This is a genomic window from uncultured Ferrimonas sp. (genome assembly GCF_947489035.1).
Classification (GTDB): Bacteria; Pseudomonadota; Gammaproteobacteria; order Enterobacterales; family Shewanellaceae; genus Ferrimonas.
The window spans coordinates 46,941-59,781 of record NZ_CANLCI010000015.1 but is presented as its reverse complement, the minus strand read 5'-3'; the positions used below and the strand labels follow the sequence as shown (position 1 = coordinate 59,781).

Annotated in this window: 5 protein-coding genes, 5 tRNA genes and 1 pseudogene; 9 read left to right on the top strand and 2 right to left on the bottom strand. The window is 51.6% G+C overall.

The genetic code is table 11. The features are described 5' to 3' along the window. Positions 1–105: 105 nt before the first annotated feature. Positions 106–196 (top strand) — tRNA-Ser (locus Q0796_RS10725). A 273-nt stretch (positions 197–469) separates the two neighbouring features. Here the strand turns inward: Q0796_RS10725 and Q0796_RS10720 are convergent. Continuing rightward, positions 470–1,072, bottom strand: coding sequence for a prepilin-type N-terminal cleavage/methylation domain-containing protein (locus Q0796_RS10720; RefSeq protein WP_298442812.1), 603 nt, complete (start codon positions 1,070–1,072; stop codon positions 470–472). 217 nt (positions 1,073–1,289) lie between these two features. Between Q0796_RS10720 and Q0796_RS10715 the strand changes: the two genes are divergently transcribed. From Q0796_RS10715 to Q0796_RS10700, 4 genes are all read left to right on the top strand, one after another. Continuing rightward, positions 1,290–1,380 (top strand) — tRNA-Ser (locus Q0796_RS10715). Between the two features lie 17 nt (positions 1,381–1,397). After that, positions 1,398–1,485: transfer RNA gene (locus tag Q0796_RS10710), tRNA-Ser, on the top strand. A gap of 276 nt (positions 1,486–1,761) precedes the next feature. Further along, a tRNA-Ser gene (locus Q0796_RS10705) sits at positions 1,762–1,852 on the top strand. 18 nt (positions 1,853–1,870) lie between these two features. Beyond that, a tRNA-Ser gene (locus Q0796_RS10700) sits at positions 1,871–1,958 on the top strand. 134 nt (positions 1,959–2,092) lie between these two features. Here the strand turns inward: Q0796_RS10700 and Q0796_RS10695 are convergent. Continuing rightward, the gene (locus Q0796_RS10695) at positions 2,093–2,716 is read right to left on the bottom strand and encodes a tail fiber protein (protein ID WP_298442925.1); all 624 of its coding nucleotides are present in this window, start codon (positions 2,714–2,716) and stop codon (positions 2,093–2,095) included. A gap of 301 nt (positions 2,717–3,017) precedes the next feature. Here Q0796_RS10695 and Q0796_RS10690 point away from each other — a divergent pair, with 301 nt between their 5' ends. The 4 genes and pseudogenes from Q0796_RS10690 to Q0796_RS10680 all read left to right on the top strand — a co-directional run bounded on the left by Q0796_RS10690 (position 3,018) and on the right by Q0796_RS10680 (position 12,727). Next, positions 3,018–4,292, top strand: coding sequence for a hypothetical protein (locus Q0796_RS10690; RefSeq protein WP_298442809.1), 1,275 nt, complete (start codon positions 3,018–3,020; stop codon positions 4,290–4,292). Beyond that, positions 4,292–5,263 carry a formyltransferase family protein gene (locus tag Q0796_RS10685; protein WP_298442807.1) on the top strand — a complete coding sequence of 324 codons (972 nt, stop codon included), beginning with the start codon at positions 4,292–4,294 and terminating at the stop codon, positions 5,261–5,263. The genes Q0796_RS10690 and Q0796_RS10685 overlap by 1 nt, the downstream gene beginning before the upstream one ends. 30 nt (positions 5,264–5,293) lie before the next feature. Next, positions 5,294–5,848: pseudogene (locus tag Q0796_RS18310) on the top strand (LamG domain-containing protein); the annotation flags it as partial. A 483-nt stretch (positions 5,849–6,331) separates the two neighbouring features. Beyond that, positions 6,332–12,727: an Ig-like domain-containing protein gene (locus tag Q0796_RS10680; RefSeq protein WP_298442805.1), complete on the top strand. Its 6,396-nt coding sequence runs from the start codon at positions 6,332–6,334 to the stop codon at positions 12,725–12,727. The last annotated feature ends 114 nt before the right edge of the window (positions 12,728–12,841 follow it).

The window sequence follows — 12,841 nt, the reverse complement described above, 5'->3', positions numbered from 1 at the left end:
CGGGGTCACTACGGTGTGATTTGCCTATTTGTGCAGCAAACGGTGTAAAATCATTGGATTGGTGCTTTACAGAGCCTAGGTGACTCTCTATAGTGCGAATCCGCCGGAGGGATGGCAGAGTGGTCGAATGCACCGGTCTTGAAAACCGGCAGGGGTTAATAGCTCCTCTAGGGTTCAAATCCCTATCCCTCCGCCATATTTCGAAAAGGCTTCCCAAACGGGAAGCCTTTTTCGTATCTGCGCCAAAATGTGTTGTAGGGGTAGGGTGCATGAGCCCTAGCTTAGGGGTCGCAAGGAGCGGAGCGAGTGACGCCGGAGGCACGACGGCGAGTGGCTAGGCCAGACTTGAATGCTCCCAGACCCATATATAAAGAAGGCTCACCAAGTGGTGAGCCTTTTTTCTTTCGGGGCGCCGTTACTGACGAAATACGACAACGTCAACGGCTTGTGCAGAGCGTAAGCGTTAACCCTACTGGCAAGGCACCATCTCAACCACTGGTAATGTGGTCGCATCGCCGGGGGTATAGCGCACATAACAGCTTTGGGTGGCAATGGTATTGCTGCCATCGTCGTTTACATTGTCTGGGAAGGTGAACGCCACGCTGGTTGCCATGCCAGTGATCCCAGCCGCTGGAACAAAGTCGGTTTGTGGATCGTCAATCGCACCAAGGTTTTCAACTAGGCTGAACCAGGTTGCGGGCATATTGGCCGGATAGCCGAAGTTAAACATGCACGTCTCACACCAATTCCCTACGGTCGTTGGGTGGGTCCAAGAGGTGACCGCTGTCTGCTCGTGCAATCCTAATGTGGTCAATTTGGCCTTGCTGATCTGCATGGCACTTTTGACGCTGCCTTCAAGGCCTTTTAGCGCGGCATTTTTTGCATCGGTACTTAAGTTGATGAACTTTGGTGCAGCAACGGCTGCGAGTACACCAAGAATCACGATAACGACAACCAACTCGATTAGGGTAAAACCGCGATGAATCGAGCGTTGATGTGATGATGGGTTCATGAAGGTTCCGGTAATTGTCTTAAGTGTAAGTATTTTCGGTGTTGTATGAAAAAGACTCAAATGCAGTGGTGGAAACTGTGAGGGAAGTAGCAAAGCGATCTACGGTCTTGTCGCTGTTTGTAGGGCATTCATCTAAGTTAAAGCGAAAATGTTGTTAGTTACTTCATGGTTATAGTTTGCTTGTTGCAAAATTGTTCACTAATCACTTATTTATTAGTCACTTAAGAAAAATGGTGCTTTACAGCATCATCGAGATTCTTATATAGTTAGCGGCCTCGGAGGGATGGCAGAGTGGTCGAATGCACCGGTCTTGAAAACCGGCAGGGGTTAATAGCTCCTCTAGGGTTCAAATCCCTATCCCTCCGCCATATTTAACGTTTCGTGTGGTTAGATGGCCGAGTGGCTGAAGGCGCGCCCCTGCTAAGGGCGTATATCGTAAGGTATCGAGGGTTCGAATCCCTCTCTGACCGCCATACACATAGAAGGCTCACCGGTAACGGTGGGCCTTTTGTGTCTCTGCCGTTTGGGATCCGTCTCTGTCAGCGATCTTCGGCTGTTTTCAACAAGGCTGAAATAGAGATCCGTTGTTCTGTTATTGATGAGTCGATGAGCGGTTAACGGCAAAGCGTCTTATTTCCCCATTAAAATCGCAACCGATGGCAAAGTGAGCGTAACGGTGCTAATTCTTGTGCGGTTGAACGCTCGGCACTTTACATAGGTAAATCAAACCTCTATAAAGTACACCCAACGGAGGGATGGCAGAGTGGTCGAATGCACCGGTCTTGAAAACCGGCAGGGGTTAATAGCTCCTCTAGGGTTCAAATCCCTATCCCTCCGCCATATTTTAACGTTTCGTGTGGTTAGATGGCCGAGTGGCTGAAGGCGCGCCCCTGCTAAGGGCGTATATCGTAAGGTATCGAGGGTTCGAATCCCTCTCTGACCGCCATACATGAAAAGGGCTCACCAATTGGTGAGCCCTTTTTGTTTTCTAAAAGGGGCTGTGAAAGGCAAGCTGTCCGCCGCAGAACGGCCATGAGCTCAGCCAAGAGTTTATCCCTTTGAATGCCACGATACTGAGTCTCAGCTGCGTGAAGGATAAACCCCGTTAGCGGACATGATGTATTGTACCCCCAGTGAGGGAGACATCGTTGGTACGGCAGTGCTAGAGCCCGCTGAGCTAACTTGCACCGTGCCGCCAATGATCCCACTTGGTTGGCCTGATAGCTGCACCTCTATTTCAACCGCATCCGCCGCCATGCGGGTATTTTTCTTGGCAGAATAGCCATTGCTGGTTGCTCGGTTACCTGCTTGAGCTGTAGCCCAGTAGGCACCTTCAGCGTCGTCTTGGCTGCCAGCACCATTCGCCGCATTAACCGTCGCCGTTGCGGTGGCTGTTAAGTCACTGCCGGGTGAAAGCTGCGGTTGAAAGCTGGCAGAGTGGCTGTGGGTAGGAAGCTGGCTAACGTTTAAGTTAACGGATTGGCTCCCGATATGCTGGCCAAGTTTAATCGGGAACATGCCTGGCCCTTGGCCCATGCCAATTGGGGCGCGACCTCTTAAATCTGGAATGCCAAAGTCAGTGCGGCCGTTGCCGCCGTAGTGGGTGCTTAATAAAGAATAAAGTGCCCCGTTATTCGAGATAGGCATGAGCTGCCCGTAGCAACCAATCCAATCTCTGGGAATAAAATTACCGGCAAAAATCATGCTGGTTCCTAGCATTATTTCCATATCAACGTCCCTGTTATCGGTTTAACTACGCACAATTAAAGTCAGTGCGTGAGTGATAGCTTTGCTGTTTGAAGATGTGACTCAGACTAGGTATAGGCAACTGTGGCCAAAGGAGTGCACAGTTGTTGCTGATTGGTTGATGTCGCTACCGCATGATCCAGATCGTGGCTCGTAGCCGACAGCAGATCCGGTTTGTTGTTGGTCGAGGCTGAGCTTTTGTTCAAAACTAAACTACACCTTAGTTAGCTACCGTTTTCGAACAGACTGGACTCGGATCATGGATGACCCATCAAACCAGAATTATCGTCAATGTCACTACCATGGCTCGCCGCCGATTGCTAATACGTCGCCTGCTGCCATTGCCGATCTCAATCGACTGTTGCGTGAGCAACTGCAGGTGCAACCGTCGAGCACTCTGTCGAGCACCGCCGCGACGACAACGATTGAGTCTGCTCCGACACCCAGCCCGAACCAAGCTGCGGTGGCGGCGGTAACAGCAATACTGGCTGCAGAAACCGCGGCTGCCAGCGTTGCCTTGGGCAACCTTTACCAAGGCTTGCTGGGTATTTATCAACGGATTGAGTTAGAGCCCAGTTTACGGACACGGCAGTATGTCTCTCGCCACGGGTTAGTGCTGTCGCCGGATCAATGCGTTACCACGCAAACAGACACCCACCGCATCAGTCGTTTTATTCGTGGCATTGATCAAGCATTGATCCAATTGCAGCAACAACCGCGAGAGCGGCCGCTCAATGTGGTCTACCCTGCGTGCGGGCCCTTTGCCCCATTATTGTTGCCCTTATTGTGTTTTTATCAAAACCGTTCAGGTGCGGATCCAATCAATATTAAGGTGACATTAATTGATATACAGCCAGGGGCGGTTGCCAGCCTGCAAGCTGTTACTCATGAATTGGGACTAGGAAAATATATAGAGTCCATTGTGTGTATGGACGGTTGTGATTATCGCAGTGAGCAGCCCATTGATCTGTTGATAATTGAAGCGATGCAGCATGGCTTTAGTCGTGAAGCGCATCTGCCTTTGGCGCAGGGGTTAGTGCCGCAGATGTCGGATCACGGCGTGCTTATACCAGAAAGAATCGAGCTGTCGGCACAGTTAGTGGTTGGCCAACACGAATACATTGAACGCTGGCAGAAAAGTAAGGGCAATGAGCAACCGTTACCAGCAGAGCGGATCAAGCTTGGTACGGTTTTGACACTGACTAAAGAGAGTGTAACGCAGTTATGTGTGCGCCAGCTCAGGGATAATAGCACCCTGATAGATTGCAATACGGTCTTGATCCCAGAAATACCTCCCCAGCTTGGAGAGCAATTACTTGTGATCTGTACTCAAATATATACTTTCAAGATGGAATGTTTAGATGAGTATCAGTCTGGTATTACCCACCCGTTACCGGATACGCAAGTTTGCATCAATTTTATTCCCTCCGATCCGAAACCAGGTGATCTGTTATTACGTAACGGTGACTGTATAAAATTTTATTATCGACTTAATGGGTTACCTGGTTTTCTTGCAACCCAAGGAGGCAGATAATGACTAATGTTGACACCGATTACCGCATTGTTGTCTTTTCATCTGGTTGTGTAAGCTTGCCATTGATTACTTATCTGCATGGATCGAAGCAGTTGGCTGGGGTGGTTGTTTCAGACCGAGCAGAGACGGATACAAATCAGTTACTTCTCAACCTAAAACATATGAATGTAGCCACGAAAAAATACATTGCTGACAATGATGAAAGCATGGCCATATTTTTTCAGCAGGTCAAAGCGAATATTGGTTTTGTTTTTTCTTTTCCTCATCGAATTTCATCTTCGATAATAAATCAGCTTGGTGTGGCTTTATTTAATCTTCACGCATCTGCTTTACCGCTGTACCGAGGAAAATCACCAATATTTTGGCAAATAAAGAACAGAGTTAAAAGCTCGGCGATTTGTTTGATTGCATTACATGGTGAGGATGAACAGCTGTGGGACAGTGGCCCGATTGTTTGGCAGCAGCCGCTGCCGATAAACGAACGCGATACTTTAATGAGTCTGACCACGGAAGTGGCGTTATTAGCACCACAATTGGTGCAGCAATTTTTACAGCAGTTGGCCGCTGGCAGGATCGAGGCCAAACCACAACAATCGCTGTCATTGCTTAATACGCAGGTGACCGCGCCAGCCCCCAGCGCTGCCGATCTGGCTGTGGATTGGTTGAGCATGACGGCTTCAGAGATCTGCGCTTTAGCTCGGGCAGCAAATCCAAGCTTGGGTGGGGCAGGGCTACGTTGGCGTAACACCGCAATTGGGTTGCTACAGGGAACCGTGGTATGCCATGAGTCCTACGGGGTTCAGCCCAGCACCGTTTTGTGTGTGGGTGAACCGGAAGGGCTGATTGTGACTACCATCGATGGAGCGATACGCATTGATGTGGTTAACCTCAGTGAAGGGGTATTTAGCGGTTTAGCCTTTGCTGAACGGTTTGGACTAGGTGCTGGTATGGCTTTCTGTGAGAGCCTTTGATTGCAGTTTTCGTTGTCAATGGAATGACCAATGAATCGTATTATATTTTTTGTGTTTGTTATTATATTTTCACCTGTGACTAACGCGGTATCTACAGCGATAAGTTTTGATGGTAACGATTATATTGAATTTTCTGCTGTTGGCGGAGAACTCAATGGTTTAAGCACAATGTCATTATCGTTGTGGGTTAAGTTTGATGATGTCTCAAGCTCAAGCTGTTTAATGCACTCGAGTGATGCCAATATCGATATCTGTATCGATTTTTCAGCTGTTGATGCTGATGCGGGGAGCATTATCGTCAGTGAAGGTGGTGCTGCTGCGATTTCTGCTAGCGTAGGACTGGCGTGGACAACAGACACTTGGTATCACGTCGTCATTAAGTTTGAGGCAGGGTACTTTCGGTTTTATCGAAATGGTAGCCAGATTGCTGACATAAATTTGCCTGCATATGGCAGTAATTTGTATTTTTCAAATGCCGAAACGATGTTGGTCGGTACAGCATCCAGTTTTATGACAAGTGAAAGTTACACTCATTTTGCTGGCGTTTTAGACGACATCCAGATTTACAACTCGGCGCTGTCTAATGCTGAAGTGTCGACCTTGTTTGCGAGCGGGTCACCACAAGAAATAACGGCTGATGCGAATGGGCTCATTGCCTATTGGAAGCTGAATGATCTTACGTCACCGGTCGTCGACAGTGATAATGATGCGAATAATCCGGGCAGTCTGCCTGGAGGTGCTTTTAATCCTAGTTTTGCTGCAAGCGGTATCGTTAGCGCGGTTTCTGCTAACACGGCTCCGAACCTTGCGTTAATTAATACAAAATTAAACTATCAAGAAAATGATGCCGCAGCGCTCATTGATGATTCTGCAATACTTAATGATGCCGATGGTGATGCCGATTGGGCAACAGCAACATTAGCTGTGCAGATCAGCGCAAATGCTGCTGCTGAAGATGAACTCAGCATCGATGATAGTGATGGCGATGGCACACTTATTACTCTCAGTGGCTCAAACCTACTCGCAAATGGCCTTGATGTGGCAGATGTTAGCCCTGCCGGTGCAGTCGTGAATTCATCCTCCGTGTTAACCGTCATCTTCGATGCCGACGCAACCAATGTGATTGCTCAAGAAGTCGTGCAATCGATCCGCTACCGTAACAGTTCTGAGGATCCAAGCAGCTTGGATCGCACCATTACCTTCACCGCAACAGACGCACAAGCTGCATCCAGTTCAGACTCCCGTGTGGTAGAGATTACCTCGGTTAACGATGCGCCAACCGCGATTGCATTAACAAGCAGCAGTATTCAGCAAAGTCTCGCCGTTAGCGGTGCTGCGATTGCAACCCTATCAACGAGCGACGTCGACAGCGGGAGCTTCACTTATCAATTAGTGAGCCGAAGCAGTTCGGATCATGGTGATTGCGGTTTAGCTAAGGACGCTGATAACGCACAGTTTCAGATAACCACAGCAACGTTAAGGAGCCAGGCAGCACTGGCAGCGGGTGTGTACGCGATCTGCATCGAGAGCCACGATGGTGAATACAGCGTTCAGCAGGCGCACAGCATCACTGTGAATGATGATATTGCCCCGGTATTTGATTCCACGCCTGCCGTTACCGCTATTACTTCATCGGCTGCGACGCTGTCGGTGGATCTGGATGAGCAAGGCCAGGTGTACTTTGTTGTGGTTGCTAACGGAGAATCAGCGCCATCGGTTGCGCAAGTGCGAAGTGGGACTGATGCCAGTGATGGCGCTGCAGTGGATTCTGGCAATGGCAGTACAGTGGGCACCACCGCCAGCTTAAGCCTTGCTGGGTTGCAACCGGGCACGGGTTACACCGTGTATGTGGTTGCGGAGGATGACGAAGGCACACCGAATATCCAAGCGTCCGCTCAGGCGATCAACTTCACCTCTGAATCCCTCGATATTACTGCACCAACGGTGGTGCTATCCAGCGCTAGTAGTACCGTTAATAGCGCATTCAGCATCAGCATCGAGTTCAGCGAAGCCGTCAGCGGCTTTACCCAAACCGATCTGCAGTTAAGCAACGCCACGGTATCCAGTTTCAGTGGCAGCAGTACTAGTTACAGCGCCACCATCGCGCCAACCGCTGATGGTGCGGTGACGGTGTTAGTGCCAGCGGCGGTGGCTGAAGATGCAGCAACCAATGGCAACAGCGCCTCCAATTCATTGGCGGTTAGCTTTGATGGCAGCGCACCAACGGTGGTGTTATCTACTGTCAGCGACACAGTGAACGGCGCATTCAATATCAGCATTGAGTTCAGCGAATCCGTCAGCGGCTTCATCCAAACCGATCTGCAGTTAACTAACGCCACGGTATCCAGTTTCAGTGGCAGCAGCGGCAGTTACAGCGCGGAGATCACGCCAACCGCTGATGGTGCGGTGACGGTGTTAGTGCCAGCGGCGGTGGCTGAAGATCTCGCCAGCAATGGCAACAGCGCCTCCAATTCATTGGCGGTTAGCTTTGATGGCAGCGCACCGACGGCGGTGTTATCTACTGTCAGCGACACAGTGAACGGCGCATTTAATATCAGCATTGAGTTCAGCGAATCCGTCAGCGGCTTTACCCAAACCGATCTGCAGTTAACTAACGGCACGGTATCCAGTTTCAGTGGCAGCGGCGGCAGTTACAGCGCGGAGATCACGCCAACCGCTGATGGTGCGGTAACGGTGTTAGTGCCAGCGGCGGTGGCTCAGGACGCAGCAACCAATGGCAACAGCGCTTCCAATTCATTGGCGGTTAGCTTTGATGGCAGCGCACCGACGGTGGTGCTCGCTGCTGCCAACAGTACAGTGAACGGCGCTTTCAGCATCAGCATTGAGTTCAGCGAGTCCGTCAGCGGCTTCACCCAAACCGATCTGCAGCTAACCAACGCCACGGTATCCAGTTTCAGTGGCAGCGGTACTAGTTACAGCGCAGAGATCACGCCAACCGCTGATGGTGCGGTAACGGTGTTAGTGCCCGCGGCAGTGGCTCAGGATGCAGCAACTAATAGCAATACGGCTTCAAATTCATTGGCGGTCAGCTTCGATGGCAGCGCACCGACGGTGGTGCTATCCAGTGCCAGCAGTACAGTGAACGGCGCATTCAGCATCAGCATTGAGTTCAGCGAAGCCGTCAGCGGCTTTACTCAAACCGATCTGCAGTTAAGCAACGCCACGGTATCCAGTTTCAGTGGCAGCGGTACTAGTTACAGCGCAGAGATCACGCCAACCGCTGACGGTGCGGTGACGGTATCAGTGCCAGCGGCGGTGGCTCAGGACGCAGCAACCAATGGCAACAGCGCCTCCAATTCATTGGCGGTTAGCTTTGATGGCAGCGCACCAACGGTGGTGTTATCCGGTGCCAGCAGTACGGTGAACGGCGCATTCAATATCAGCATTGAGTTCAGCGAGCCCGTCAGCGGCTTTACCCAAACCGATCTGCAGCTAACCAACGCCACGGTATCCAGTTTCAGTGGCAGCGGTACTAGTTACAGCGCGGAGATCACACCAACCGCTGACGGCGCGGTGACGGTGTTAGTACCAGCGGCGGTGGCTCAGGACGCAGCAACCAATGGCAACAGCGCCTCTAATTCATTGGCGGTTAGCTTTGATGGCAGCGCACCAACGGTGGTGCTGGCTGGTGCCAACGGTACAGTGAACGGCGCATTCAGCATCAGCATTGAGTTCAGTGAAGCCGTCAGCGGCTTTACCCAAACGGATCTGCAGTTAACCAACGCCACGGTATCCAGTTTCAGTGGCAGCGGCGGCAGTTACAACGCGGAGATCACACCAACCGCTGACGGTGCGGTAACGGTGTTAGTACCAGCGGCGGTGGCTGAAGATCTCGCCACCAATGGCAACAGCGCCTCTAATTCATTGGCGGTTAGCTTTGATGGCAGTGCACCGACGGTAGTGCTATCTACAGTCAGCGACACAGTGAACGGTGCATTCAGCATCAGCATTGAGTTCAGCGAGTCCGTCAGCGGCTTCACCCAAACCGATCTGCAATTAACCAACGCCACGGTCTCTGCATTTAGTGGCAGCGGCAGCAGTTACAGCGCAGAGATCACCCCTACCGCTGATGGTGCGGTGACGGTGTTAGTGCCAGCGGCGGTGGTTGAAGATCTGGCCAGCAATGGCAACACGGTCTCCAATTCATTGACGGTTAGCTTTGATGGCAGCGCACCGACGGTGGTGCTCGCTGCTGCCAACAGTACAGTGAACGGCGCATTTAATATCAGCATTGAGTTCAGTGAAGCCGTCAGCGGTTTTGCCCAAACCGATCTGCAGTTAAGCAACGCCACGGTATCCAGTTTCAGTGGCAGCGGTACTAGTTACAGCGCAGAGATCACACCAACCGCTAATGGTGCGGTAACGGTATCAGTGCCAGCGGCGGTGGCTCAGGACGCAGCAACCAATGGCAACAGCGCCTCTAATTCATTGGCGGTTAGCTTTGATGGCAGCGCACCAACGGTGGTGCTGGCTGGTGCCAACGGTACAGTGAACGGCGCATTCAATGTCAGCATTGAGTTCAGCGAGTCCGTCAGCGGCTTTACCCAAACCGATCTGCAATTAACCAACGGCACGGTATCCAGTTTCAGTGGCAGCGGCGGCAGTTACAGCGCCACCATAGTGCCAACCGCTGATGGTACGGTGACGGTGTTAGTGCCAGCGGCGGTGGCTCAGGACGCAGCAACCAATGGCAACAGCGCTTCCAATTCATTGGCTGTTAGCTTTGATGGCAGCGCACCAACGGTGGTGCTATCCGGCACTAGTAGTACCGTTAATGGCGCATTTAATATCAGCATTGAGTTCAGCGAACCCGTCAGCGGCTTCACCCAAACCGATCTGCAGTTAACCAACGCCACGGTATCCAGTTTCAGTGGCAGCGGTACTAGTTACAGCGCGGAGATCACACCAACCGCTGACGGCGCGGTGACGGTGTTAGTACCAGCGGCGGTGGCTGAAGATCTCGCCACCAATGGCAACAGCGCCTCTAATTCATTGGCGGTTAGCTTTGATGGCAGTGCACCGACGGTAGTGCTATCTACAGTCAGCGACACAGTGAACGGTGCATTCAGCATCAGCATTGAGTTCAGCGAAGCCGTCAGCGGCTTTACCCAAACCGATCTGCAATTAACTAACGGCACGGTATCCAGTTTCAGTGGCAGCGGTACTAGTTACAGCGCGGAGATCACGCCAACCGCTGATGGTGCGGTAACGGTGTTAGTGCCAGCGGCGGTGGCTGAAGATGCAGCAAGTAATGGCAACAGCGCCTCAAATCCTTTGGAACTGCTGTTTGATGATTCTGCCCCAGTGGTGCAGCTGTTAAGCAGTGTGGAAGTGACGAACAAGCCTTTTGTTGTCAGCGTAACATTCAATGAAGTTGTCGCTGGCTTTGGCATGGATGGAGTGCAATTACTGAATGGCGAACCATCCAACTGGCAGGTGATGGAGGGCGGTTTTCAATTTACGGTAACGCCGCAAGCCGAGGGTGAAGTGTCGATATCGGTTGTGGCCGCAGCAGCACAAGATCTTGCGGGCAATCCGAACGCGGCATCGGCGCCGATGCTGGTGATCTACGACCGCACTGCACCGGAGGCAACCTACACGCACGATTGGAATGAACAGGGCGATCAGTTTGTTATCGACCTTACTTTTTCTGAAGCTGTGTCCGAGCTAGAAGTGACGGACTTTACGCTGAACAATGCGGTGCTCACAGAGATCAGCGGTGGCTCAAGCCAGTTCCAGCTTGTCGGCGCGGTGGTCTCTCAGGGCGAATCGATTAACCTGTCACTGTTGGCTGACGCCGTTACCGATCTAGCAGGCAACAGCAATGCCGTGGCCGATTATGAGTTCTCGAGTAATCGCGTTGGCAGAGTTCGAATTGATGGCCTCGCTGTGGCAGAGCAGACGTTAACGGCCGTGGTGACGGATCCCGATGGCGTTGCAGCAGAGTCGATAAGTTATCAGTGGTATCGAGGCTCAGAGCCAGAACAAAGCGTCGCGCTTGAGGTAACGGCAGCCAGTGTAACCTTGCAGGCAGAACACATCGGTTTGCAGCTGTGGGTTATGGCCAGTTATCGCGATCAGTTAGGCTTTACTGAGCAGATCCGATCATCCGTTGGCGAGCCCATTTTAACCGTAGCTGAACACGCGTTGCGGGCTATCCACCACTTTGCAGATCAGCAGGGGCCAGAGCCAAGCGTAGAAACCTATGTGAATGCTGGGGTTAGCAGCATTGATCCAGAGCAGCTGCAGCAGATCCTCAGCATCATCAATTATGCGGTGCAGCAGTTAGGCAGCGGTCAGTTGGATTCAATTATCGAGCTTGAGGCAGTGATTGCCGAGATCATGCTGGGGCAAGATGCCGATAAAGATGGCCTTCCTAATCGCTTAGAAACGGCGGTAGATACTGATTTTGATGGCACGTTAGATGCTGAGGATCGTGACTCGGATAACGATGGCATTGCCGACCAATTAGAGTTTTTTTTGAGTCTTAACATTAATCTGGATCCAATGGCCGCAGCGGCGGGCAAAGGTGGCTTCGTTGGCAGCCAAGAGAGTTCCAGAGTTGCCCATGAAGATCAGGATCAGGACGGCATTTGGAATCTGTTTGATGCCGACGTGGATGGCAACGGTGAGCTAGAACCGGAACGCCGTGACGACAACCTCGATGGCGTTGATGATGCTTATCACAACCTGGATGCCATCGCACAACGCTACCGCGACTTCGACCATGATGGCGACGGCATTATGAATCACCTCGATTTGGATTCTGATAATGACGGCATCACCGACATTACCGAATCAGGGCAAGTTGATGACGATTCAAACGGCCTGATGGACGAGGGTTCCGAGTTGCTGTGGCAGCAAGATGAGATGGTCGACAGCAACGGCGATGGCATTCCAAATACGCTGCAACTACGCAGTGATGGCAGCAATTACGACATCGAACAGTACGGTTCGTCAGACATATTGGACGCCAATGGCGATGGTCGCTTAGATGGCACCATCGATATGGATAACGACGGCTTGATTGATGTGGTTGATGGGGCCGTGGGTGCCTTTGGCAGCTTGGCAGACATTGATGGCGATGGGATCGCCAATCACAGCGATGACGACGCCGATGGTGATGGCATTCCGGATATTGAAGAAAACCCGCAATTGATCTACTTCACCGGCTTTGATGCTGATGCTGATGGCATTGATGATGGGGTGGATCACCAAATTAATGGGGTGCTGTTTGGGGTTGATGCCGATGGCAATGGCATTCGTGATGATCGCGAACTGCCTGATCAAGACAATGACGGCATTGCCGATCACCTTGATGCGTACAATGGGCTTTCTTATCAACGCCGCAGCAGCGGTGCACTGTCGCCGCAATTACTGCTGTTCTCTGGCGTCGCTCTTCTGTTGCTGGCTTGGCGTAAAAGAAACCATAAAGGGGTTTAACGAAAGGCTGGATCCCGTGAAGGCTTAGTCTGGAACGATAGGGGCTGCTGCCACTAGGCAATTCCAGTCATCGCGCCAAGCCCCAAATAACAAAACCCGCCAAGTTGGCGGGTT

Coding starts and splice junctions, on each gene's coding strand:
- Q0796_RS10695 (WP_298442925.1), bottom strand. CDS start 2,716: ATGATTTTTGCCGGTAATTTTATTCCCAGAGATTGGATTGGTTGCTAC.
- Q0796_RS10690 (WP_298442809.1), top strand. CDS start 3,018: ATGGATGACCCATCAAACCAGAATTATCGTCAATGTCACTACCATGGC.
- Q0796_RS10685 (WP_298442807.1), top strand. CDS start 4,292: ATGACTAATGTTGACACCGATTACCGCATTGTTGTCTTTTCATCTGGT.